20 protein-coding genes, 1 pseudogene and 1 riboswitch are annotated in these 25862 nt (G+C 46.6%); of the genes and pseudogenes, 13 read left to right on the forward strand and 8 right to left on the reverse strand.

Annotation, left to right across the window (positions count from 1 at the left end; all coding sequences use genetic code 11):
* Positions 1 to 21: 21 nt before the first annotated feature.
* Positions 22 to 1296, forward strand: a complete 1275-nt coding sequence (locus AEA42_RS07055) for an L-serine ammonia-lyase, iron-sulfur-dependent, subunit alpha (protein ID WP_037415760.1) — start codon at positions 22 to 24, stop codon at positions 1294 to 1296.
* 41 nt (positions 1297 to 1337) lie between these two features.
* On the forward strand, positions 1338 to 2018 hold the full coding sequence (locus AEA42_RS07060; protein ID WP_055647335.1) for a PAS domain-containing protein: 681 nt from the start codon (positions 1338 to 1340) through the stop codon (positions 2016 to 2018).
* Between the two features lie 56 nt (positions 2019 to 2074).
* Here the strand turns inward: AEA42_RS07060 and AEA42_RS07065 are convergent, their stop codons facing one another.
* Together AEA42_RS07065 and AEA42_RS07070 are read right to left on the reverse strand one after the other, a co-directional pair.
* Positions 2075 to 3649, reverse strand: coding sequence for a hypothetical protein (locus AEA42_RS07065; RefSeq protein WP_055647336.1), 1575 nt, complete (start codon positions 3647 to 3649; stop codon positions 2075 to 2077).
* 203 nt (positions 3650 to 3852) lie between these two features.
* Complete coding sequence (locus AEA42_RS07070; RefSeq protein ID WP_037415751.1) at positions 3853 to 4767, reverse strand: DUF368 domain-containing protein; 915 nt, start codon at positions 4765 to 4767, stop codon at positions 3853 to 3855.
* A 233-nt stretch (positions 4768 to 5000) separates the two neighbouring features.
* On the opposite strand from AEA42_RS07070, the gene AEA42_RS07075 reads away from it, so the two are divergent.
* From AEA42_RS07075 to AEA42_RS07090, 4 genes are all read left to right on the forward strand, one after another.
* The gene (locus AEA42_RS07075; protein WP_037415749.1) at positions 5001 to 5492 is read left to right on the forward strand and encodes a hotdog fold domain-containing protein; all 492 of its coding nucleotides are present in this window, start codon (positions 5001 to 5003) and stop codon (positions 5490 to 5492) included.
* A 111-nt stretch (positions 5493 to 5603) separates the two neighbouring features.
* On the forward strand, positions 5604 to 6041 hold the full coding sequence (locus AEA42_RS07080; RefSeq protein WP_011071603.1) for a nucleoside deaminase: 438 nt from the start codon (positions 5604 to 5606) through the stop codon (positions 6039 to 6041).
* A 135-nt stretch (positions 6042 to 6176) separates the two neighbouring features.
* Positions 6177 to 7379: a DUF418 domain-containing protein gene (locus AEA42_RS07085; RefSeq protein WP_055647337.1), complete on the forward strand. Its 1203-nt coding sequence runs from the start codon at positions 6177 to 6179 to the stop codon at positions 7377 to 7379.
* A gap of 89 nt (positions 7380 to 7468) precedes the next feature.
* A complete protein-coding gene (locus tag AEA42_RS07090; RefSeq protein ID WP_055647338.1) occupies positions 7469 to 7819 on the forward strand; it encodes a DUF1294 domain-containing protein in 351 nt (116 codons plus the stop codon).
* Positions 7820 to 8022: 203 nt separating this feature from the next.
* Here AEA42_RS07090 and AEA42_RS07095 read toward each other — a convergent pair.
* A pseudogene (locus tag AEA42_RS07095) lies at positions 8023 to 9355 on the reverse strand (short-chain fatty acid transporter).
* 221 nt (positions 9356 to 9576) lie between these two features.
* Here AEA42_RS07095 and AEA42_RS07100 point away from each other — a divergent pair.
* Positions 9577 to 10047 carry an FKBP-type peptidyl-prolyl cis-trans isomerase gene (locus AEA42_RS07100; protein ID WP_037425453.1) on the forward strand — a complete coding sequence of 157 codons (471 nt, stop codon included), beginning with the start codon at positions 9577 to 9579 and terminating at the stop codon, positions 10045 to 10047.
* Positions 10048 to 10113: 66 nt separating this feature from the next.
* On the opposite strand, the gene AEA42_RS07105 is transcribed toward AEA42_RS07100, so the two are convergent.
* The gene (locus tag AEA42_RS07105) at positions 10114 to 12720 is read right to left on the reverse strand and encodes a glycosyl hydrolase family 18 protein (protein WP_055647339.1); all 2607 of its coding nucleotides are present in this window, start codon (positions 12718 to 12720) and stop codon (positions 10114 to 10116) included.
* Between the two features lie 103 nt (positions 12721 to 12823).
* A riboswitch (cyclic di-GMP riboswitch) is annotated at positions 12824 to 12912 on the reverse strand.
* A gap of 467 nt (positions 12913 to 13379) precedes the next feature.
* Positions 13380 to 14180, reverse strand: a complete 801-nt coding sequence (locus tag AEA42_RS07110) for an ROK family protein (RefSeq protein ID WP_055647340.1) — start codon at positions 14178 to 14180, stop codon at positions 13380 to 13382.
* 361 nt (positions 14181 to 14541) lie between these two features.
* Here AEA42_RS07110 and AEA42_RS07115 point away from each other — a divergent pair, with 361 nt between their 5' ends.
* The 6 genes from AEA42_RS07115 (at position 14542) to AEA42_RS07140 (ending at position 22789) form a co-directional block, all read left to right on the forward strand.
* Positions 14542 to 16359, forward strand: a complete 1818-nt coding sequence (locus tag AEA42_RS07115) for an aminopeptidase P family protein (RefSeq protein ID WP_055647341.1) — start codon at positions 14542 to 14544, stop codon at positions 16357 to 16359.
* Positions 16360 to 16983: 624 nt separating this feature from the next.
* Positions 16984 to 18552, forward strand: a complete 1569-nt coding sequence (locus tag AEA42_RS07120; protein WP_055647342.1) for a PAS domain-containing methyl-accepting chemotaxis protein — start codon at positions 16984 to 16986, stop codon at positions 18550 to 18552.
* Positions 18553 to 18867: 315 nt separating this feature from the next.
* Positions 18868 to 20169, forward strand: coding sequence for a DEAD/DEAH box helicase (locus AEA42_RS07125; protein WP_037415712.1), 1302 nt, complete (start codon positions 18868 to 18870; stop codon positions 20167 to 20169).
* 337 nt (positions 20170 to 20506) lie between these two features.
* Complete coding sequence (locus AEA42_RS07130) at positions 20507 to 21151, forward strand: peroxiredoxin-like family protein (RefSeq protein WP_037415710.1); 645 nt, start codon at positions 20507 to 20509, stop codon at positions 21149 to 21151.
* A gap of 134 nt (positions 21152 to 21285) precedes the next feature.
* Positions 21286 to 21921, forward strand: a complete 636-nt coding sequence (locus AEA42_RS07135) for a DUF2913 family protein (protein WP_037425436.1) — start codon at positions 21286 to 21288, stop codon at positions 21919 to 21921.
* A 118-nt stretch (positions 21922 to 22039) separates the two neighbouring features.
* Complete coding sequence (locus AEA42_RS07140) at positions 22040 to 22789, forward strand: transporter substrate-binding domain-containing protein (protein ID WP_037415702.1); 750 nt, start codon at positions 22040 to 22042, stop codon at positions 22787 to 22789.
* Between the two features lie 109 nt (positions 22790 to 22898).
* Here AEA42_RS07140 and AEA42_RS07145 read toward each other — a convergent pair whose 3' ends face one another.
* The 3 genes from AEA42_RS07145 to AEA42_RS07155 form a co-directional block, all read right to left on the reverse strand.
* The gene (locus AEA42_RS07145) at positions 22899 to 23207 is read right to left on the reverse strand and encodes a ribbon-helix-helix domain-containing protein (RefSeq protein ID WP_037416089.1); all 309 of its coding nucleotides are present in this window, start codon (positions 23205 to 23207) and stop codon (positions 22899 to 22901) included.
* Positions 23208 to 23334: 127 nt separating this feature from the next.
* Positions 23335 to 23895 (reverse strand): DJ-1/PfpI family protein, encoded by a 561-nt coding sequence (locus AEA42_RS07150; RefSeq protein ID WP_037425433.1) that lies wholly within the window; start codon positions 23893 to 23895, stop codon positions 23335 to 23337.
* A gap of 160 nt (positions 23896 to 24055) precedes the next feature.
* Entirely contained in the window at positions 24056 to 25834 is a 1779-nt protein-coding gene (locus AEA42_RS07155) for a flotillin domain-containing protein (RefSeq protein ID WP_037425431.1), read from the reverse strand.
* Positions 25835 to 25862 lie beyond the last annotated feature (28 nt).

Below are 25862 nucleotides of genomic sequence, written 5' to 3' on the forward strand. Positions count from 1 at the left end.
CATCTGTAAGGTTGTAGCCCGATGAAACCCCAATGGCAGCAGTATATTCACATCATCAACCAAGTTGTTAAACCTGCTTTAGGCTGCACAGAGCCGATTGCCGCAGCTTACGCGGCGGCGGTTGCACGCACATTGTTGACTGGTGATCCAGACGCAATTGCAGTGCAGGTCTCTGATAATCTGTATAAAAACTCAATGGGCGTCTATGTGCCTGGAACAGGTAAAATAGGTCTTGCGATCGCTGCCGCCACTGGCGCACTTGCGGGCAATGCCGACGCAGGATTGGAAGTACTAGCCAGCGTCACCCCAGAGCAAGTGGCGCAAGCACAAACCCTTATTGATGCGGGTAAAGTGAAGGTTGAGCGTACCGCGACCGACGAATTTATCTATTGCTGTGTGACATTAACCGCGGGTGAACAAGAAGCCATGGTGAAAATCTGCGGCGGCCATACTTTAATAGCCGAGAAGCGCCTAAATGGTGAGTTAGTCTTTACCGCCGATAACGCCCAAGCCAAGGCTACAGGCTCAATCTGCGACGGCGTCGATATCAATATTGAATCGATTTACCACTTCGCCCAAGAAGTCCCCTTCGAAGAAATCCAATTTATCCTTAAAGCCTCTGAGTTAAATAGCAAATTATCCGATGAAGGTATGTCCAAACCCTATGGATTAGAAGTCGGCCGCACCATGAAAAACGGTATTGCCGCGGGGATTATTGGCGAAGACCTACTCAATAAAATTGTGATGCTAACTGCGGCAGCTTCCGATGCGCGTATGGGCGGCGCTAATCTGCCCGCCATGAGCAATTTAGGCAGTGGTAACCAAGGGATTGCGGCCACGATTCCGGTAGTGATCACCGCTCAGTGTTATAAAGTCAGTGAAGAAAAGCTGGCGCGCGCCTTAATTATGAGCCACTTAGGGGCGATTTATATTAAGTCACACTACCCGCCATTATCGGCATTTTGTGGCAATACGGTCACCAGCGCCGCCGCCTCTATGGCGATGGTGTATTTAGCAGGCGGCAGTTTCGAGCAATCCTGCTTTGCGATTCAAAACGTTATCAGCGACAGCTCGGGTATGGTCTGTGATGGTGCGAAAGCCTCCTGCGCTATGAAGGTCAGTACCTCATCGAGTGCGGCGGTGCGCTCCTTCTTAATGGCGCTCAACAGCCAAAACGTTTCTGGGCAAGGCATCATTGCCAAAGATGTTGAGAAGACCATCAAAAACATTGGCAGAATGGTCCTTAATGGTATGTCATCAACGGATGTCACCATTATTAACATCATGTCAGAGTAAGACGGTTATTCCTGATAGGCTTCTGAATAAAGGCTAACATGATGAAATTACATGACTTAACCCAAAGCGATCTGGATATACTCAAGTCGATCGAAAATATCGTCGATGGGATTGCCGCCATGTATGGCCAGCATACAGAGGTAGTGCTGCACAGCTTAGATGCTAAGCATCCTTCGGTGGTTAAAATTGCCAATGGTCATATAACCGGGCGAGAAGTTGGCGCGCCGATTACCAATCTTGCGATACAAAAACTAAAATCGGGACAAGATATTTCTAACGCTTACCTGACAAAATGTGCCAACGGTAAAACACTCCGATCAACCACCACCATTATCCGCAATAGCAAAGATCAACCGATTGGATTGCTCTGTATCAACACGGATATGGATGCCCCATTGCAATCAGTCCTGCGCACTATGATGCCAGAACAACTGTTTAGCAATGAGCAGACCCATTCACCCGAAGTATTCGCACGCAATATTGATGAGGCGCTACATAGTGCGATTGACAGTGTGAACCACGAAGTTCGTGCTAACGCTGCGATTTCACCTTCGCAAAAAAGTCGCGAAATCGTCAATCAACTCCATGAATTAGGGATTTTTGAACTCAAGGATAGCGCCCAAGTCGCCGCCACTCGATTGGGGATTTCAGTGCATTCCATTTACCGCTATTTGCGTGAAATCAAAGCCAATCAAGCTGAAAACGACAAAGTCTCAGCCTAAAACAAAGGGCTAAGATCTAATAACCTTAGCCCTTGCGTTTTAGTATTTTGCGCTCGTTATTGCGAGGCTTGTCCGCTCAAGCCCATCATATTCCATGCCTGTACAGTGCCATCGGCCATTAACGCAATGGCATCAAACAAATTGCTTCGAATCTCACGCATTTGACTCAAATCAACGGCTTGCTTATCTAAGGTCATCGCAGGCTCTTCACCCATCCATACAGCAATGGAACCATCTTGGCGTTTAACCGTAAACCCAAAGCCTGTCGGGAAAATATCCGATGCTTGAGTGATTTGAGTTTTAGGTCCAGAGTGACCATCAACCACAGTGCCATCCTGTTTTAAAAAGGCAAACTCCCGCTCATAGGTCACCACCTTGTCCACCTGCGGGATTTCTTGATAACGTGGTTGATGCTGTCCCAAGTCCCAACCTTCCCAAGCAACGGCCGTATTATCCCGACGTAGCGCGACAAATCCCTCATCAAAGGGATAAACCTTATCAATGTTTTGCAACTTTTCCTGTATGACTGACGTATCGGCACCATTGAATTTACTGCCCCATACGTACAGTTGACGACTAATGGTTAGAGCGGCAAACGCACCACGATTTGCATAAATATCAATTACTTTATTGGCGCGACTTGTGGTAGATAAACGCGCTGGAAACGCGGCATGATACTCAGTCAATTCGCCCTCACCCCACGAATATACGCTGCCATCCGCCAGCAGTGCCGCAAACCCATGATCGGTGTTAACAACTTTCACGGCTGGTGCTAATTGGCTAAGTTTGGCTAATTGTTCACGGCCTTTTTGCTCATCGCTGGGCCCGCCCCAAGACACTAATTTCCCTGTCGCGGTCCTCGCGGTAAAGGCATTATCATTAGCATAGAGCAAATCGACATGGGTAAGTTCAGAGGCTACGTGACGACTATCGCCGCCATAATCGGCGCCCCCCCAAGAGACTACAGTTCCATCTTGCTTTAAGGCAGCAAAGGCACCTTTGTTAATCAACACTGTGTCAATATTGGTCATAGCAGGCGCGGCATATTGCCCCGAGATCAGTTCGGCAGGCGTTGAATCCAAGTTAGACCAACTCACTACACTGCCATCTTGTTTGATGGCCGCATACAGCACCTCTCCCAACACAAAAGAACGAACACCTGTCAGTACTTGCTTCATCGCCATTCCCCAAGGAATAAGCTTTCCGTCATGGGTTAAGGCCGCAAAACCACAACTATCCTCTGCCGCATATAGGTGTTTTATATTGACCAGAGGCTCGGCGGCATTATTGATATCGCCGCCACAGTCAGGCTCGCCCCATGCCACCACAGTGCCATCTTGCTTGAGCGCCGCAAATGCACTGAGATTACTGTAGATTTGACTCACTTGGGCTAACTGAGCGGGCATCGGGATTTTGGGCGAATCGTCAACCAGCTCAAGGTTGTTCGGGGTGGAAGTGACAACATTATTCACGGCGGATGATGGCCGATGAGCTAAGATCGTGTCAGAAATTTGCTGCTTTAATTCAGGTGATATTTCAGAATCTTGTTTATCAATGAGTAAGTTAACTACATGACCTAAGGCAAAAATTGCTAGCGCCACACCAACCCAGGGAACCTGTTTTTTTTCCACAACTATATCCTTATCGTAACAACAAACTCTCACTGAGTTTAAACGGATGCACAACATCGATGGCTGAGCACTCACTATAATTGGGCGATTGTAACTAAAGAACGAGCAAAATGACATTGCCCTAAAGTCGAGATATTCCATCGCCCTTAAAACAGAAAAGCAGCGATATTCGCTGCTTTTATTCACATCATCCACAGAATTAGCTAATCCCGTTTACCAACCTTTTCTAAGCCCCACACTAAGGCAATCGCCGCTAACATGCACACAATAGCAAACAAGAGTTGTGAGGGCTGGCCAGTCACTTGCTCAAAATTAAGTGGCGAAATATTTTGTTCCAGCAAAGGCACTTGCTCGCCATGGGAGTTGGTCTGCCAGGTTAAAGTTTGTTTCCAAGGCCAAATTTTGCCTAAGGTACCAAGCATCAATCCGGTTAAAAACACGATAGTGGCATCATGGTATTTACGTAGCAGCGCCGACAATAAATGGCTAAATGTCAGTAACCCCATTACGGCCCCCACAGCAAAACACGCCAAAATATCGAGTTGAATATTTTTGGCTGCTGCTAATACAACGGGATATAAGCCAAGCAATAATAAGATAAAACTGCCCGAAATCCCGGGTAACACCATGGCACAAATCGCAATCGCACCGCCAAAGAAGATATTTAAGTAACTGGCTTCCACCGACACAGGATTAAGCACAGTAATTGCCCAAGCAGCTAACACGCCGAGCACGAATAAACCTAAGCGTGCCAGCGTAAAGCCGCTCACCTGCTTGAGCATATGCACCACAGAAATAATGATTAAGCCAAAGAAGAATGACCAAATCGGAATGGGATGCGCCACCAGCAACCACGAAATCAGCTTAGCGAAGCTAAAAATACTGGTCAGGATCCCCGCCAATAAACTCACTAAAAATCCGCCATTGATATGTATAAAAGCGCCTTTTAGCCCCTGCGACTTAATCACACCCCAAAGGGATGGATTGATGCGCTTAACGCTTTCAAGCAAGGTATCAAGAATGCCAGTAATGAAGGCGATGGTGCCGCCCGAAACCCCTGGCACCACATCGGCGGCGCCCATGGCCATGCCCTTAAAATAGGTCAGCAAATATTTCAATGTAAGTCCTTGTTGCTAAATCAATATGTGGTGTCATTGATGACAAATTTGTCGTGATTATACGGTGTTAGCCTAAAAACAGCGAAATGAAGTTTACTTAATTCAGCCGACTGGCAATTATTGTTACCTCAATGTTACACTCATCCGACCAGAAAAAGATAACCGCGCCACTAAGACCTAACATCATTGGCCAAAGATTATCCCCTTAGTTTGCACTCCGATGAAGGATAAACATGAGTACTCACGAAGAAACCCGTACCAAACCTAACAAGGTGCTTGCGCTTTACCACAAGACCCAAGGTTTACCCTTTGGCCAAAAAATCTTCTCAATGATGGTGTCACGTATGGCGCCTTATTTTGGCACCATCAAACCACTGATCACTGAATTACGCCTTAACTACTGTTCATGTTTAATAAAAAAACGTCATGCTGTTCATAACCATATAAAAACGGTGCACGTGATTGCGATTTGTAATGGCCTAGAAATGGCAATGGGCGTGATGGCCGAAGCCTCGATACCCGCCCATTTACGCTGGATCCCTAAGGGCATGAGTGTGGATTACACCGCCAAAGCGGGCAGCGATATTTTGTGTGTGGCTGAAGTCACGCCAGAGCAATGGGCCCCCGGCGATATGCTGGTGCCCGTAACCGCCTACGACACTCAAGGAGTCGTGGTCGTGAAGGGGCATATCAAATTATGGATTTCAGAAAAGCCGCAAAAATAAGTTAACGCCACCGAGCCAAGGTTAATCGTCAAGCAAGATAACAAGTTAAGTTGTCTTGCCCAAACCTTACGGACTGCTATGCTAAGCAAAACAATCTAACAGGGGGACAACATGGATGAATTTTTACAGGCCGCCATTGATGAAGCCAAACAAGGATTAGCCGAAGGCGGTATCCCCATTGGCTCAGTATTAGTGATTGACGGTAAAATTATCGCCCGCGGGCATAATAAACGCGTGCAGCAAGGCAGCGCCGTGTTACACGCTGAGATGGATTGCCTCGAAAACGCTGGCAGATTGACCGCCGCCGATTATCAAAAGGCCACGCTCTATTCAACCCTCTCCCCTTGCGATATGTGCAGTGGCGCAATTTTACTCTACGGCATCCCTAAGGTAGTGGTCGGTGAAAATGTCACTTTTCAAGGGCCGGAAGCCTATGTACAGTCCCGCGGAGTCGACGTGACAGTGGTGGACAACCCCGAGTGTAAACAACTGATGCGCGATTTTATCGCCGCCAAGCCACAGCTATGGAACGAAGATATTGGTGAATAGCAACGCTGTTTGTAGCTCTTATCGAATGGCTCAGCAGTGATATACCTTAAGCACCAGTTCGGCGAAGGCCTCGTACCATAAAATTGAACGGAGCAGAGCTCTGACTCGGTTTACCCCATTTCGTGTAGAGAAAGGATGCCTACTATCAAACCTATCACTCAAGCTGCTAAAGATCCTTGGGCAAATCCCTCAAAGGCGAATCACACTCACGATCACTCGATCCCAAGTACTCGCAATGCCAACCTCGATGCGATTCGGGGCTTAGCCGTCTTGGGGATATTTTTTATGAATATCTATTTTATGGGGATAAGTTTTTATGGCTATGCGCCCCATCAAATCCCCTTACTTTCAGACCAAATCCTCCAAAGCATTAGCAATTTCTTTATTGAAGGGCGCTTTATCAGCCTATTTTCTATCCTTTTTGGTGTTGGGCTTTATATTCAATTTCAGCGATTTAGCAACAAGGGCTTGGCCGCTTATTCGCTGCTAAGCTCACGCTTGAAATGGTTAATTGTCTTTGGCCTGCTCCACGGCATTATTATCTGGCCCGGTGATATTTTACTGACCTATGGGATCAGCGGTTTTTTAGCACTTTGTTACCGAGATGCCAGCATCGACGAGTTAAAACGTAAGGCCAATATTTTTATTTTCATTGCCTTAGTGATGATCAGCTTAATAGCGCTTAGCGGCAGTGACGAACTGTTTACCCGCGAATCAGTGCTTTTTGCCGAGCAATACAGCGCTTGGACATCGAGTTACCCCAACCAACTGCTGCTGCATTTAATTCAAGTTGGCTATATGGCGCTCGTGATCCCTTTTACCTTAATGTGGTTTACGGCAGGCTTAATGTTGCTGGGGATGGCACTCTATCAACAGGGCATCTTTGAACAGGGTTTTGACCGTAACACCTTACTCAAACTCGCTTTAGCCACCTTAGTGTTATCCTCCATGGATACCCTATTAGGCTTAACCGAAAACCCCATACTGGTGATGTTTTCAGACATTCTAGTCATGCTGAGTGCTATCCCGATGGCGCTGATTTATATCCATATAGTGGTTTATATCTGCCAAAACCGCTCGACCGTGCTAAAGCCACTGCAAAATGTCGGCAAACTCGCCTTTAGCCTTTATATTCTGCAATCTATCGTTGGCGTATTTATCTTTCGCCACTTTGCCCCTGAGTTACTGTTAACCCTCAATAGAGGCGGTTATATGGCAATAGCCTTGGGTTATTCGCTACTGCAATTGCTGCTTGCGAGTGTATATTTACGCTACTTTAAGCAAGGGCCGCTCGAAAAACTCTGGCGCCACCTTGCCTTTAAATCCATTCGTCCCTAGCACCAGAACAAATGAACAACAAAAAAACGACTCACACCCGCTCGCCCCGCGCCTCAAAGCCGAGAGTGATTCACAGCAAGGCGAGTTCGATGCCATTGTTATTAGCGCTGGTCTTTCTCGCCATGTTAATTGGCGCGGCTTGGTGGCATATGCTGCCAATCGCGATTGCTGGTTTATATCTGGCGCTGAGTTTATGCACTTTTTTCACCTACGCCGTTGATAAATCAGCCGCTAAAAGAGGTAAATGGCGCACCAAAGAAAGTACTTTGCACCTGATGTCGCTGATGGGCGGCTGGCCCGGTGCACTGTTTGCCCAGCACCTTCTACGCCATAAATCAGTAAAAACGGCCTTTCGTAAACTGTTTTGGCTAACGGTAGTAACCAACTTGGCCTTGCTGGGTTATGGGCTCCAAACCGGAGTGATGGATAGATTGATTTAAAGCGCGCATCTCCAATCAACCTGAAGATACGAATGTCAGCATGCCTACAAGTTGTAGAGCCCTTAGGGACACCAATTCAAGGCTCATACATAACAAAATGTCGGCCACATTTGGAATTGACACAATACGGAAGTCGCAATGAAAAAATTAGCCCCGTTAACCGTTAATTCTTTTAACGGGGAAATTTTGAGCTATATCAGTACTTAAAACCAGCTTAGGGCAATACTGATAATGACCCCTGTGATAATCAACTGCATTAAACAGAATCCCATAATATCCCGCGCCTTTAATCCGGCGATGGCCAGCACAGGTAGAGCCCAGAAAGGCTGAATAAGATTGGTCCATGCATCACCCCAAGCCACCGCCATAGCAACACGTGCCACATCGGCGCCCAGCGCTTCAGCCGCTGGCAACATAATCGGCGCCTGCACCGCCCATTGTCCGCCGCCCGAAGGCACAAAAATGTTCACAATGCCTGCGCTGATAAAGCTCCAAAATGGCAGGCTTTCTGCACTGGCGATGGCTACAAATCCTTCGGAGATACTTTGGGCTAAACCCGATTGCATCATCACCGCCATAATGTCTGCGTAGAAGGGGAACTGAATCACAATGCCCGCACCGCCTTTTAATCGCTTCGTTAAGACTCTGCAATAAACTGCGTGGCGTTTGATGCAGCACTATGGCAAGGAACAAAAATAAAAAGTTAACTAAATTAAGGTTTAAGCTGCCGCCCTGCACTGCAAAGTAATAGCCTAAATACACCAGCCCTGCGCCGCCCACACTCCAGCCCAGTAAACGGCTATTTTCTAATGTATCTGCGGGACGAGTGATAGCGTTTGGCGCATGTCCGGTGTTGCTCTCTTCACTGCTCACATCTTCAAGCGCCTTAGGGTCGATATAGATGCTGTCTTTTTCTTCTGGCAACATAAAACGGTTTACCAGTGGCATAACCACAAATAAAACCAACACTAACAGCAAGTTAAAACTGGCAAAAATGGTCTCACTGGTAGGGATAATGCCAATTTGTGATTCTGAGAAATGCCCCGCAGTGGCAATGGTTAACGGAATAGACCCCGCCAAGCCGCCGTGCCAAACCACAAAACCCGAGTACGCACTGGCAACCAATAAACGGTAATCCACTCGTACCTTACGGGCCAACGCCTTGGCAAATAACGCGCCGACTACCAAACCAAAACCCCAGTTAATCCAACTGGCAGCCAGAGAAACCAGCGTCACTAAGATAATCGCCTGCGGCGCAGACTTAGCCAAGCCGGCGATGGCATCGAGCAATTTTTTTATCGGTGGTGAGCTGGCAAGCATAAATCCAGCCACCAGCACTAACAGCATCTGCATCGAAAAACTCAGCAGTGCCCAAAAACCATCGCCCCAGTAGCTGATGACGTCCATGGGTGTTTTTTGCTCGGCCACCACGGCCGATATCATCACGACCAACGTGAGGAGTAAGACAAAAATATAGGGATCGGGTAAATAACGGTCGACCAGCTTGACCAGAGGTTTTGCCGCTTTGGTTAACATAGGACTGTCCTTGTTTATTCTTTTTATCTGTTTTTATTGAGTTTTTGCAGCGTCTAATGCCACAGATTAAGCGATATCTAAAGCGGGATAAAGCCTTTGGGTACTTTTAAAGCGTGATAAAATGTAACGCGAAGCATCCACGGCTACGCGCACGAACATCGCTAGCCTCACACGCTAAAAAACTGATAACATGACCAAAATTGACTGAGGTACTCTTTAAAATGAAAATGTTACTTGCCGTTGTTGTGATTGCTGGGGTGATTTTTTACTTCTTTACCTCGATGAACAACCAAAAAGCAGCGCAGGAAAATATCCGTTTAGGTAATGAATTTTTAGCGCAAAACAAAACCAAAGAAGATGTGGTTACCACAGCTTCAGGTTTGCAATATAAAGTGTTAAATCAAGGCTCAGGCACTGTTCATCCTAAGGCGAGTGATACAGTGACTGTGCATTACCACGGCACTTTGATCGACGGTACCGTATTTGATAGCTCGGTCGAGCGCGGTGAGCCCATTGCCTTCCCGTTGGATCGGGTGATTAAAGGTTGGACCGAAGGCGTGCAACTGATGGTTGAAGGCGATAAGTATCGCTTCTTTATTCCAAGTGAGCTTGCCTACGGCAATCGTAGCACAGGCAAAATTGGTGGTGGTTCGGTACTGATTTTTGATGTTGAACTGTTGAAGATAAATTAGTTTCCATATTAAAAACAAAGCCCTGCATTGCAGGGCTTTGTTTTATTTAAGCGTTATTAATATCCCTTACGGGCACGCTGCTGCACCTATATCAGTCCAAACGGACGCGACACCGGGCACATCTCCCTTAGTCCACCATTTTGCCTGCCACTTGCGACCTTTATAGTTAGTGGTCGCGCCGCCGTTGTAGGCTACGCCCGCATCCCAACCTAACTCAACCTGACTCAACAATTGCCATTGATCGGCGGTTCTTGAGGGCGTATTGCCTTGAGTCCAGTATTTGGCCTTCCACACCAATTGATTATGACTAACGGTATTGCCCGTGTTGTAAATACTGGTCGCATTCCAAACGGGATAATTTGCCGCGTTGGGGTCGGTAGCATCACATTGCCCCCCCGTCACCTTAGGCGTTACAGTTAAGGTCAAGGTAGCACTGGTATCTAACGCACCATCAGAAACTAATACACTCACACTATACTGAGTCGATTGAGAAACACTCGGCGCCGTGATCACAAGGGTGGCACTGTTTTGTCCGCTCGCCGCAAGGCTGCTTGGCACTGTCCATGCGTAGGTGAGGCTATCGCCATCTGCGTCGGTCGCAGTCGCATTGATACTCACCGATTGCCCTGCTTCAACTGTCACGCTCGCAGGCACATTCACCACAGGCGCTTGATTAGGTGTATCTGCCTTATGGGTAATGGTCACAGTATCCGTTGAGGATAAACCTTCAGGGTCAGTCACTTGCAAGCTAAACACATACACGACATCGGACTGCGTCGCTGACAACAGCACCGAGGCATTCGCTAAATCTGCGTTGCTAATCACTAAACTTGGGCCTGAAACCTGTGTCCATTGATAACCTAAAACTGCGTTTTCAGGGTCACGCGAACCACTGCCGTTAAGTTGTACATCCACTGCGCCTGTGACAGCCACATCTGCGCCCGCATTTGCGATAGGTGATCTATTCGCTGGCGGAGTGGTTCCCTCGCCATGGCCTAAACCTTCGTGCATGGCATTGAGAATATCGCCATTATCGGCATCCAATTCCCACGCAAACAACCCACCTAACTGATTTGCCAGCACATACTGACCTTTGGCTTTCACCGAACGCGCATCGTCGAAAGTGATTAAGTCACCTGTAGATGCATTAAAGACAGAAGGCGCTTCTGCGGTTTCGTCATAGGCATAACTCCAACCAGCCCCCATGTAATCCTTGGCAATTTGGCGATAATCAACAACTCCGGCTTCCCAAGTGCCTTTGACTTTACCCGTCGCCGTGCCAGTGAATGGATTGTTACCACTATAGCCACTCACGCCAGTCCAGCCTCTACCATACATGGCCGCACCAACCACAATCTTACCTGGCGTGACACCTTGCGAGAGCAATGCTTTAACACCATTATCTGTGGTATAGCGAGTATTTGGATCCCAGCTTGCCTCGTAGAGATTGGTTTGATGGCCGAGTTCAGTATTAGTCCAGCCACCGTTAAAGTCATAACTCATCAGGAAAATATAATCCATATACTGCTGTGCAGCCTGATAATCAACTTTCGCAATCTTGTCATCACCTGCACTGATAGCAGAGGTAAGTTCATAGGTGCGTCCGGTTTCAGCACTCAACTCATCGAGCATTGCCCTTAATTCGCGCATTAAAATGACATAGGTTTGACCATCATTGGCGTTACCTAAGCTTGGATTTGCGCCGCTGCCGCCGGGGAACTCCCAATCAATATCCACACCATCAAAGAACTTCCAAGTTTGTAAAAACTCTTTCACCGAAGCTACAAAGGTATCGCGCTTGGTTTTATCCCCTAAAAAGTAGAAGGGATCAGAGAGCGTCCAGCCACCAACGGACGGGAGGATCTTCAAATCGGGATAGGCTTGCTTTAATGCCATCAATTGGCCGAAGTTGCCTTTGTAGGGATCGGAGTAATCGCTCACACCAGCTTGTGGCATTTGCACCGCCGCCCAAGGATCGTGAATCGCCACTTTAAAATCAGCACGGCCAGCACAGGCACGCTGTAATGCCTCAAAGCTACCCTCAATTTCTTTTAAACTATCATTGATACCGTTGCCGCCACAAATGGGCGTAAAGCCATATAAAATATGAGTTAAGTTTTGCGCGGGCACCTTATCCACCGGGAATTTACGCCCGTAAACACCCCATTCAACAAAATAACCCCCGACCACTTTGCCTGATTTGTTCGCATAGGGGCGATTGTTCTCTTTTAGAGATGCATTCAGTGGTAGTAAATGGCTACCATCGGTATCTGCTACGAGAATTTCTTTAGCATCGCTCTTTGTACAACCATCGCTGTTACATAGTTGCACTTGCATCTGATAACGGCCACCTTTATTCACCTTAAACGTTGCGGTTCCAGAAGTGCCAGATGGCCCTTCCCATACGGGGTTGCCGTTCAGCAAAACTTGCGCGGTATCACCAACATTGCCACTCCAAAGGTTCCAATTAACGGACACATCGGCAGCATCTTTAACCTTTACCAATTGATTGTAAGCAGAAGCGGATTGATTTACTTCGATAATAGCGAACTTCGTTTCGCCCCATCCTATCGTTGGTTTGCCTGGCGCGGCAGCCAATGTATGAAAACTGGCTGTCGATGCCAGCACCGAAACCACCAACATCGCTGCGGTGGATATTTGAGTTTTAAACATGATAATTCCCTATTGAGTAAGTTATGCATCAATAAGGCAAACAAAGCATAGACAGGAAAAAAATCTTAACACCATGCGCATATAGCGACACGAAGAAACAACCTGCGGTATCCCCGCTATCATAGGTATTCACAAACCTTTAGACCGGAGGCTTTGCGTCCCAACCTTTCGATTGGTTTGCCTTTCACACCAATGACAACGTTGTCATTGTGGTAACTAGCATAGGCTGCAACCAAACCCAATTGCAACCAAATAACAACATTTTTAGTGCAACACTCGTTACCAAAAAGGATTTTTCGTCAAGAACACCTACGGGGAATAAAAATAATTATCTGTATTTAAAAGAAATTAATAGGATAGATTTAGCTGTCATGACAACCTTTGGTTTGCTCTATCAGCCGGAGTGTTTGTTCACAATATCGAAACGATTAACTGGGCCGTTCGCTATACTATGTATGTCAAAGCGACTAAACGCAGAGAATAAAAATGCGATCATCGAATAAAAGTGTTTAAGTTAACAAATAATTACGTTAACAATCACTTGGGCCCGATGACCGCATTGTTTCACAACAATTTTATCAGCTCAATTCACCCCAAGTTTATAGGGTAATTGCACTATCAAGCATGAGTAACACGAAGATTTGAGCTTAAGCTGTCGGTTAGTCACTCGCGCTAACTTTATCCGAAAAATCCCTTGCCAAGATCACTGATAAACCACGACAAACTAAGGTTTCCATATCATCGACACGATTAATCTTCATTTCGGCTAATGGCGCACTCAAGGCCATGCGTCTTAAACTGTCCAGACATCCTTTATAGTAAGGCGCACTGTTCATCATGCCGCCCGCTAACCAGATCCGATTAGGATTAAAGAGATTTACCGCCCATGCGAGTCCCATACCAAGATAAGTACCTGCACGGTATACATCATCGGCAGTAGAAATCTTCCGACTACGGATAGAATCACCACTCGCAAGCTGCTCTAAAGTGAACTCCCCCGATTCTGTCATCACTCGGCAATGCCCTAACTCACCAGCGACGCCAGTTGCGCCGGTGTACGCTTTGCCGTTAAAGGCAATCGACATACCGATACCGGTGCCACACATGACTAACAACTCACAGGCATATTTTTCATCACAGGTTGCCTGCATGCCCGCATCGATATCATTACAGATAAACTTAAGCTGACCTTGGGTTTTCAAGGTATCAAAACTCAACCCATTTAAACCGGGCAAGGATTTACAAGATACCAAACGATTCTGTTGTACAAGCCCTGGTACAGCGATCGCTAAATGGTAATGCTGCAAATCATAATCCCGTTCTAGCGCCGCAATTTGATTATTTAAGTCTTCAATTTTAAAGCCTTCACCCGTGGGGATTTTATATTGTTCTGTATGCCCCTTGAGTTGAAGTTCGAACAGGGCTTTGCTACCGCCCACGTCTATTGTTAATGTTTGCATCGCCAACTCCACTGATACATGTGCTCCCCTCTGACCCCGAGCGGAGATGGCGAATGTTAGCATAATGGGTCAATATTAGCGATTGAATAAAACTTAAGTAGCTAATTTGTAAGAATTAGTCATGATTCCAGAGTGATTCAGATAACAATTTAATTTGATTATTAGCGAGAGATCACAGCCATTTTCATCACAAAATGTCGGCTAAAACACAAAATTGTATACAAAATCCTTTATTCCATACCTTGCAACTTCGTTGCTGAGCTTGCGATAATCGCTGTCAATTTGCATCCTTTTCGCCAGCATTACCCATGATAATTTGGCAGCCTACCTTTGTAGCCCATGCCATCAATTTGGAGCCCCTATGTCGTTACCTTCGCCGTCACAACCATTGCAATCAAATAAGATTGCCAACCGTCTTACCGCCATTCGTAGCGAGCTAGCAAACACCAACTTAGACGCCTTTATTATTCCGCGCGCCGATGAGTATTTAGGCGAATATGTGCCAGAGCACAACGAGCGTCTTTATTGGGCGACGGATTTTACCGGTTCAGCCGGCATGGCCATTGTCCTAAAAGACAAAGCCGCCATTTTTACCGATGGTCGTTATACGGTACAAGTGCGTTTACAGGTCGATGCAAACCTCTTTAGCTATGAAAGCCTGACAGACACTCCGCAAATCGAATGGTTATGCGACACGTTACCCGCAGGTTCACGTGTCGGATTTGATGCCCGTTTACACACCTTAGCCTGGTTTGAAAACGCCAAAGCGACGTTAGCGAAAGCCCAAATCGAGCTGGTGGCAGTCGAACAGAATCCGATTGATAAGCACTGGCAAAATCGACCTGCACCGTCGAGCGCAGCTATCACCTTATTTAGTAATGAAAGTGCGGGTAAGACCAGCCTGCAAAAACGGACCGAGATTGGCGCACTAGTCAAAAAAGCCGGCGCCGATGTCGCGCTAATAGCCGCTTTGGATTCTTTCTGCTGGCTGCTTAATATCCGTGGTAATGATGTTCCTCGCCTCCCTGTCGTGCTCGGCTGCGCCCTGCTCCATGCCAATGGTGATATGCAGCTGTTTACCGATTTGAGCAAACTCCCCGAAGGCATTGAGGAACACGTTGGAGCGGGTGTGAGCTTTAACAGTGAAGCTTCACTTGCCGATACCTTGGCAAGTTTGCAGGGCGTGAAACTGCTGGCCGATCCCAACTCTGCTAACGCTTGGGCGCAAAATCTTGCCCGCGATGCTGGCGCCAAATTGATTGCTGGTATCGACCCAGTCTCTCTGCCTAAAGCCCAAAAAAATGCCGCCGAATTAGCGGGCATGCGTGCCAGCCATATCCGTGATGGTGTAGCAGTGAGCCGTTTTCTTGCATGGCTCGATGCCGAAGTCGTGGCTAATCGTCTGCACGATGAAGCCACTCTTGCCGACAAGTTAGAAAGTTTCCGCCTCGAAGATCCCAAGTATCGCGAGCCAAGCTTCGACACCATCTCCGCCGCTGGCGCCAATGCGGCCATGTGTCACTATAACCATAACAATGGCACGCCTGCGATGATGACGATGAACAGCATCTACTTAGTGGATTCTGGCGCTCAATATCTGGACGGCACCACGGACGTCACCCGCACCATCGCCATTGGCGAAGTGAATGATGAACAGAAAAAGATGGTGACACTGGTACTTAAAGGCCATATTGCCTTAGATCAAGCCCGCTACCCTAAAGGCACGACAGGCCAACAACTCGATGCTTTTGCCCGCCAATATCTGTGGCAACATGGCTTTGATTACGACCACGGCACAGGCCATGGCGTCGGTCATTTCCTGAGTGTGCATGAAGGCCCACAGCGCATAGGTAAAAATCTTAATGCTATCGCCTTAATGCCTGGCATGGTGTTATCAAATGAGCCAGGTTATTACCGCGCCGACAGTTTTGGTATTCGCCTCGAAAATCTAGTGGTAGTGCAGCATTGCGAAGCCTTAAAGGGCGCCGAACGTGAAATGTATGAATTCGATGCCCTAACGCTGATCCCCATGGATGCTCGCCTTATCGATAAGCGCCTGTTAACCCAAGGCGAAATCGACTGGTTTAATGCTTACCATCAGAAAGTGTTTAATACCCTGTCGCCTTTGATGTCTGGCACTGAACTAGAGTGGCTCACACAGGCGACAAAAGCTATTTAATGACTCATCGTTAAAACCCCTCGTAACTAGATAAACCCAAGACATACTGTCTTGGGTTTATTGTTTTAGAGTATTGAAGCTACACCATTTTAGGTTTGTGCGTCAGTAAACCGCAGATCATCATGTAATACCAACAACATTAGATATCTAATCAATTCGGACTATCACTGGTATTTCAATCCAAGGTGCATTGACGCGACTTCCTTTTAAGTCAATGCACCATGTGGGCACAATGCCTGTGAGGCTCACAAAGGACGACGAATATTCACTATATAAAGCGCTTTATGCACTGACGTTGGCTTGTATAAACCCTCTCCCTATTGCTTCAAAACAACCTTATTAACCTGACAAAAACCGCTAATACTAAAGTAGATATCACACTAAATATGCCGATGAACAGGATAAACACTCGTTTAAATAGCAATAAAAAAACTAATATTTTTAAAAAGTTAGAAAAATAAAAATGCATTACTTTTCTTATGGGTAATGCTAAAAACCACTCTCCAATATCCACACAAAAATGATACCATTATCACATAATTAGCCGCCCCCCATGAGAGTCGGCACAAGCTTTAGCATTACATTTACCCTAATCATAATATCGGCCCAGAATGGACACACGAAATGAGCCAGAGTAACCCTAGTCACAATAAAATCAGTAACAACCATCATCACGCACAAGAGATCCGCCTCACTCCTCAAGACGAATTGATATCCACCACAGATACCCGCGGGATTATTACTTATGTTAATCAACGATTTGCCGAAGTATCAGGATACAGTGCCGAAGAATTAATTGGGCATCAGCATAACAAAGTACGTCATCCCGATATGCCTAGTGCCGCTTTTAAAGAGATGTGGCAAAAACTAAAATCCGGCCAATCTTGGCGTGGCATAGTTAAAAATCGCTGTAAAAATGGCGATTTTTATTGGGTTGATGCCTTTGTTTCTCCCGTGTTTGAGAATGGCACAATTGTTGGTTATCAGTCGGTTCGTCTGCAACCGCAGGCAGCCTATGTCACTAGAGCAACAGCTATTTACCGCAGGTTATTGGACAATAAATCCATTACTAAGCCACTTAGTTTAATGCAAAAACGTGTTGTCTCTGCTGTAGTTGCATCGACAGGATTATTAATTGCGGGTTACCTTTGGGGTTGGGGAGTGATTATCGCTGGCGCGATTTTAATGGGCCTTAACTTAGCTATCTTCTACGATGAAGCCTTTCGTATTCCGGCCAAGTTGATTGATATGCAAACAAAATACGATTCTATTAGTCGCTACATCTACTCGGGAGCTGACACCTCATCGATTCTCGATTTTCAATTGATCTTATTACAAGCCAAGATGAATGGCGTACTCGGCCGCACTCAAGATCAAGCTAATCAATTGCATGCGATAGCCGATCAACTTGTGGTCACCACTGAACAAACCTATGCCAGCCTAGATCAAGAGAAAAACCAGCTCGAGCAACTGGCAAGTGCAATGGAAGAAATGAGTTCGACGATTACCGAAGTTGCTCAAAACACTCAACGAACCTCAACCAGCATTAATACCGCCTATGATCTCTGCCTAAAAAGCAGCGCCAATATGAAGGCTAATACCCAAAAGGTCGAACAGCTGGCTAAATCCGTCGCCGATGCAGCGAATAATGCCAATCTGCTTAATCAAGAAGCTGAACGAGTTGCCAGTGCCATGGGTGAGATTGATTCTATTGCTGAGCAAACTAACCTGCTTGCCCTCAATGCCGCCATTGAAGCCGCGAGAGCGGGTGAACAAGGGCGCGGCTTTGCGGTGGTGGCCGATGAAGTGCGCGCCCTATCGAGCCGCACTCAGTTATCGACCAACAGTATTTCGCAGAGTGTCGATAAGATGTTCAGCATGTTAAATGCGTGGGCAAAAGAAATGGAGCAAAGCCGCCAACATGCAGAGCAATGCGCTAACGACATTCAAACCTCCGCCAAAAACGTCAACACCATTTACCAAGAAGTCAGCGAGATCCACACCTTTGCACAGCAAAATGCGGTGGCCGCCGATCAGCAGCGCCAAGTGGTGCATGAAATCACCAACAATATTCATTTCATCACCCAAAGCAGCAGTGAAAACCTCGCGGCAACGCATCAGATTGGTGATGCCGCCAATCATTTAAAACACAGCGCTGAAAAAGCACTTGGCCTACGCCGCGCCTTTGGCTAGCTGTAATGCCGCGCGATTGTCGACACACAATAGCGCGGCATCCTTTATCCAAGCCAATCCACGCCTTAAGTTAATCCTCTGATTATCAGCAAAACAGCAGCAATATCGTTATAAACGGCCAAAGGGTTAAAAAGTACAGGTTTTAACCGAAAATTTTGCTATACTCCGCGCCCGCCATTTTTCTGACCGCTAAGCGTTAGAAAGGCACAAACAAGTGCGTTAACGTTCGCCCATGGCAGAATACTTTGCTGTAAAAGTGTCTGTAATAGGGTAAGGCGCTTGAATGATTGAATGAGTGAATGACAGGAATCCAAAATGAGATTTGAATCTTTTAGTTTTTGCCCCGAGATTTTACGCGCTATCTCAGATTGCGGTTATCAAAAAATGACACCGATTCAGCAGCAAGCGATCCCAGCCATCCGCCGCGGCCAAGATGTGCTCGCCAGCGCGCAAACCGGCACAGGTAAAACCGCCGCCTTCGCACTGCCGATACTACAAAAAATGGTTGAAAACCCAAGTGAAACCTTAAAATCTAACACGCGGGTATTAATCCTCACTCCGACTCGCGAACTTGCCGCCCAAGTAGCAGAAAACGTTGAAGCCTACAGCAAGTATTTAAATTTCAGCGTATTAACGATCTACGGTGGCGTAAAAGTTGAGACTCAAGCGCAAAAGTTAAAACGCGGTGCCGATATTATTGTCGCGACCCCTGGCCGTTTACTTGAGCACCTTACCGCCTGTAACTTAAGTCTGTCCAGCGTTGACTTTTTAGTGCTCGATGAAGCCGATCGCATGCTGGATATGGGCTTTAGTGCCGACATTCAAAAAATTCTTCAAGCGGTCAATAAGAAGCGTCAAAACCTACTGTTTTCAGCCACCTTCTCCAGCGCAGTGAAAAAACTGGCTAACGAGATGATGGTCAAACCCCAAGTGATCAGCGCCGATAAACAAAACACCACCGCAGATACCGTTAGCCAAGTGGTGTATCCGGTAGAGCAGCGTCGTAAACGCGAGCTATTATCGGAGTTGATTGGTAAGAAAAACTGGCAACAAGTGTTAGTGTTTACCGCGACCCGCGATGCAGCGGATACTCTGGTTAAAGAATTAAATTTAGATGGTATTCCCTCTGAAGTCGTCCACGGTGAAAAAGCCCAAGGTAGCCGTCGCCGTGCGCTGCGCGAATTTGTATCCGGTAAAGTACGTGTGCTAGTGGCGACCGAAGTGGCCGCCCGCGGTTTAGATATTCCCAGCCTTGAGTATGTGGTCAACTTCGACTTACCCTTCCTTGCCGAAGACTATGTTCACCGTATCGGCCGAACAGGTCGTGCAGGTAAAAGTGGCGTGGCGATTTCATTTGTGAGCCGTGAAGAAGAGCGCACCCTAGCGGATATTGAAAAGCTAATCGGCCAAAAAATTCGCCGCATTACCGTTCCAGGATATGAGGTCGGTAGCCGTGAGTTGTTGTTAAAACAGCTGCAAACCCGTCGCAGTTTTGCCAAAAAACAACAGCGACTCGACAACGTCAGCGAGCAGATCATCGCCGAAAAAAGCATGCAGGGCCGCCGCGTGAAAATGAAAGTTGGTCAAGCCCCAAGCAAAGGCAAAAAACTCAAATAATGTTGTGTTGATAACTATCTTAACGCGCTAATTTAATACACTAATAATAATGTTAAAGCGTCCTTAAACGGACGCTTTTTTATTACCATTTAAAACCTATCTGACTCAGAGTGATTTGCGGACATCTTGTTCTTATTGCAATATCCGAGTGATAGCACTGATTAACAAACCCACTAAATAACGACAAATACTGCAATAAATTTCGCATCTCGCCGTTCTTATTTCTACGTTTACTACCCATGCTCAGTCCACCCAAGCACACAGGCTAATAACGGTTTACCGTTAACAGCAGAATATTTAATTGAAACAAAAACTAATGACAAGGAGATATGCTCTAATGCAGTCCACACTACAGCGCTTTTTACTGACCATCAGCCTACTGCTCGGCAGTTTTAGCACGCTCGCTCAACCTATCGCCAAAGATGAATATTCGGTTAGCCCACTACTCAATGGCGAGCAAATCCCCGCAATCACTTTGCAAGACATGAATGGCCAAAATGTTGATTTAGCCAAATTAACGGCACAAAAACCAACGATTTTCTTCTTTTACCGTGGCGGCTGGTGCCCGTTTTGCAACAACCAAATGGGACAATTAAAAGCGATCGAGCCAAAACTCATTGAAATGGGTTTTCAATTAGTGGGTATATCACCCGATACGCCAGCACTGTTAAAAGCCTCGGCGGCGAAAAATGAGCTGAAATACTTATTACTTTCAGATGAAAAAATGCTTGCATCGCAAGCCTTTGGGCTTGCCTTTTATACCAGCAAGCAAGTTACTGAGACTTACCTGAGCCGCTTAAAACTGGATAATCCACTTTGGACAACGCCCGAAGGCGATAAAAGATTAGTCCTGCCAGTACCGGCAATTTATATTGCTGATACTCAAGGATTAATCCATTTCCAATATGTGAATCCCAACTACAAGGTGAGACCTGCGCCTAAGTTGATTCTGACGGCGGCTAGCCTCGTCGGTGCGCCATAATAATCCATATCCCACCCAAGCAGCCGCTAAGAATCGTTATCGATTTAGCGACTGCTTTGCTAAACTAGCTCCGCCGCAATAAATATCGCCCCAATTTAATCAGATCAATCCCTTTAGCCCGCGGCGGAGCCACAATGAATTCTCAAACCTATAATCAAGCCATACTCGAACTCGCACTGGCGGGGCTTACCGATTTAACCACTTCAGCTCAAGCCAAAAAAGCCCAACGCACACCCGCACAGGAAAGCCATTTTTTATGCAACTGGATGGTTGAGGCCCTGAAGGAAAAACGCTTTTCAAAATTGGTTGCCGAGGATCTGACCACGTGGATCCGTATGGCTCGCAGCCAAGGTGCTGGCGCCGAACTTAAGCGGTTATTGGAAAGAATTGTTCATCAATATCAGAGCGTTGAAAACTCGCACGTGGAGTTAGGTACGGCGTTAAACGCTATGATTGCCGAGTTGACTGAGCGCGAGTGGTTAGTGTTTACCGATACAGAAATTAATACGAAACTGAAGCTAGACGGCGATGGCCAATCGAGCTTAGTCATTGATGTAAAAGAATTTACCCAGCATATTCAAGATAATCAGCTCATCAAACCCATCAACTTATATGTCCGTGCCGATGAGCAACAGTTGACTCAAATCGCCCTCTCCCATGGTTTGTTGATAAGCCAGGGCAATAAGAAAACGAGTCTTATCAAACACCATAAGACCTATCGAATTTATCCTCACAATCAGCAACCTGCATTGTGCCAACTGTTGGCTTAACGGCTGAAAACTGCTTGAATAGGTAAACTGCGCCACAGATAACCATTTTTTCACAACGAAAGAATACAATGTAGCGTAGTAACCACTAAGCTCGATCAACCAAGGAGTGAAGGACTCGATGGGTAAAGGAAGTATTCTCTATCGTTGCCTCGTTAAAGGCGTTTTATTACTGATTTTGTTTGCCCCTCAGTCCTATGCAGAACAACTCAAGTACAACATTACTGGCTCATATTCTTGGTATCCGTATTTTATTGCCAATCAACCCGATGCTCCGGGAATAATTTCTGAATTAATTCCGCAGATTTTATCCTTAGCGAATATTGAGGGAGAAAATCTGTCCTTGCCGCCCAAACGGACGAACAACGCCCTTGAAACGGGTCAATTAGATTTTGATGTGGTTAGCCCCAGTTGGTTTGAAAACCAAGATTTTGGTCCCTTATTCGTGAAATCCGATCCCATCATGCCTATCACTGAGTACGTAGTGACCAGACCCGAAAATGTTGAATCCTTTAAAGAAATCACTGGAATTAAAGGCAAGCAAATCGGTACCGTCAGGGGATATTTGTACCATGACGACAAGGAGTTTATCCGTGTCGATTTTACCTCTGAACAAGAGTTGATTAAGGCATTAGATAAACACCGCATCACGGCCATTATCTCGGGTAACTATCCCGCCTTATATTGGTCAAACAAGCTTAAGATCCCCGTTGGATTAGCCGCGGTGCATTCTGATGGCGTACTGGTGCTAAGGCTACGGAAAGAGCATGCTGCTCTACTACCTGCGCTCAATCACGCAATAGCGCAGCTAAAAGCCAATGGAAAAGTAGAGCAGATTATCAACAAATATACCCAAGCCTTCGCAAGCTAAATCGATAAAAGCTCATGTTTCCAAGTACTCACAAGAAAATGGCTCTGCAATAACGCGGCAAGTATGCAGCAACTTTAGTCTTTTCAAATCGCAAAGATGCAATGGATATTCAAGAGGATTTCGCGTTTAGTGCAACCTTAGGTTTTAACACCAAACGCTGCCCCTGATTAAGATGGGTTGTGCAGGCGACCCGCAATAAAGAAGCAAAGTTAGCCACTTCTCCGTGGCGAGTTAACACCTCTCGGTAAATACGGGTTAAAAATACCGCGACACTCAGCTCGGCATCTTCGGCAATCTCTTCAATAATCTGCCAAAAAATCGCTTCTAGCCGAACGCTCGTCACCACACCATCGATGCGAATGGAGCGGGTTTTGAGTTCAAACAGTTCGGGTTCGGCACCGGAATAGATTTCACACACAATATTACTCCCCAAGCAGCTATTGCGCTTTGCTCCAGCCATTGCGCCTTGCTTAAGTCCCCAGCGAATACTCAACTTAAGCCTCTACCCGAACTGTTATGCCATAAATTACACAGGATGAGTATCGTTAATTCAATAACTTGTTAAACTGCGCCAACCATGCAGGATGCGCTGGCCATGCGGGCGCGGTAACTAATTTGCCATCGGTAATTGCCGCAGTGACTTCAATATCACAATATTCAGCGCCAGCTTGTTTCACCTCGGGCGCGCAAGCGGGATAGGCTGACACTTTTTTACCGCGAACCACATTTGCCGCCGTGAGTAACTGCGCGCCATGGCAAATAGCCGCAATCGGTTTATCTTGGGCGGCAAATTCTGCCACGAGGGCAATCACCGCAGGGTTTAGGCGTAAATACTCTGGCGCCCTACCACCTGGAAGCAACAGCGCATCAAAATCACGCGCGTTCGAACCGGCAAAATTGCCATTTAAGGCAAATAAGTGTCCTGGTTTTTCGGTATAGGTTTGGTCGCCTTCAAAGTCATGAATTGCCGTTTTAATGGTTTGCCCCGCCACTTTATCGGGACAAACAACCGTTACATTGTGACCCACCATTTGCAGGGCTTGGAACGGCACCATTAACTCGTAATCTTCAACAAAATCACCGGCGATGATCAAAATATTGGCCATGAGAAACTCCTTTTATTCGATAAGGGAAAACGCAACAGCGGATTTCACTCTACTCCGACCATTAAATTTAGGGTAATAGTGGAATACTACAAATCGATACAGCCGTTTCAGGCATAAAAAAGCGCCCGTAGGCGCTTTAGTCTTTGGTGATTGACCACTCTTAATTATTTATCTTTGGTTCAATCATGGCCTGTTGCTGACTATAACCATTCAGCCCAGTGTTGGCCGATTTCACCACATTTAAGGCCTCGGTCGTCAGTGCATTATTGCCATTGAGCAGATCGTTCAAAGTGCCAGAATCCGCTTGGACTAAGCCTAATTCACGTAGCATGGCATCGACAACTGGCGCATTGGCGCGGTAGTTTAAGGCTGCGCTAGTCACTTGTTCAGCGATACCACCTTGGTTGATGGCGGAACTATCACCACCCGTGGCAAATTGATGACCAGCACCATAACCTTGAAGAATTTTAATACCTTCGATGTTTTCCAATGGTTTAACCGCTTGAGCAACAATTTCTGGCAAGGCTTTTAAGATTGCAAGGGATTTTTGCAGCGCAATCTGCTCATCACGCAGCACGTTTTCGGCTTCGTACAGAGCTTGTTTACCAGCCGCTTCAACGGCATAGACTTTTTCATCCGCCTCGGCTTGCAGTTTTTTCGCATCGGCACTGGCACGCGCTTCAATCAAAATCGCACTCGATCTGTCTTCCGCGGCACGTTTCTCAGCTTCAGCTTGTACTGTCACACCAACAGCATCACGCTCAGCTTCCTTACGGGCATCAATCACTTCAATTTCTTTGCGACGATTGGCTTCTGCCACTTGGCGCGCTGTGATAACCGCTTCCTCTTTCTCCACTTTCAGCTTTTCCGCTTCTGCTGCGCGGGCACGGGCGGCCGACTCTTCTTCCGATTTAGCGGCTACCGCGATGTGTTTTTCCTGCTCGGCGACTTCGATATCACGTTGCTGTTGAATACGCGCCTGTTCGATAGATTTACGTTTTTCAATCTCGCGGGTTTCAATATCTTTGGTCTTTTCAATTTCCGCGGTTTCGATAGCACGTTCTTTGGCAATTTCGGCTTCACGTTCTTCACGGGCCTTGTTTTCTTTTTGCTTAATAATTTCGGCTTTTTGCTCGGCGCGCTTAAATTCGAGTGACTGTTGCTGGATAAGACGTGCTTCTTCTTCCGACTTTTCAATCTCCAGCGATTCTTTTTCAGCCTCTAAGTTACGCTGCTCAATCTTAATGCGGTTTTCCTGCTGAATATCGTTGGTTTCTTTACGCTTTTCTTCAATGATTTTAGCTAGACGCGCGCGACCTTCTGCGTCGAATGCGTTGTTTTCATTGAAAAACTGCAAGTCGGTTTGGTCAAATCCCGTCAAGGAAACGGATTCAAGTTCTAAACCGTTTTTCTCTAAATCGTTAGCAACGTTGTTCTGCACCCGTTGTACAAAATCGGCACGCTGCTCATGCATCTCAGTCATGGTCATTTCCGCGGCGACCGCACGCAACACGTCGACAAACTTAGATTCCATCAGCTTTTTCAGCTCTTCCACCCGCGTGGTACGGGTACCTAAGGTTTGTGCCGCCATCGAAATGCCATCAGCATTAGGTGCCACCCGCAAATAAAAGTCTGCTTTAACATCAACCCGCATACGATCTTTGGTGATCAGTGCATCTTTTTGAGTTTTTTCCACTTCGATACGCAGGGTATTCATGTTCACTGCAATGGTTTCATGCAGCACGGGCAAGACGATTGCGCCGCCGTCTTTAATGATTTTTTCACCACCAAAACCAGTACGCACAAAGGCCATTTCCTTCGTTGCCCGTTTGTATAACTTGGCGAAAATCAGACCAATCACAATCAGGCCAATCAATACCATTCCGGCAACCAACAACACAAAATTGCTCGAACTGGTGACTTCGTTTAACACATCCATTTGCTTTCCTTCTTCGTTAATAGCTTTG

The sequence above is a fragment of the Shewanella sp. Sh95 genome (assembly GCF_001308045.1).
Classification (GTDB): domain Bacteria; phylum Pseudomonadota; class Gammaproteobacteria; order Enterobacterales; family Shewanellaceae; genus Shewanella; species Shewanella xiamenensis.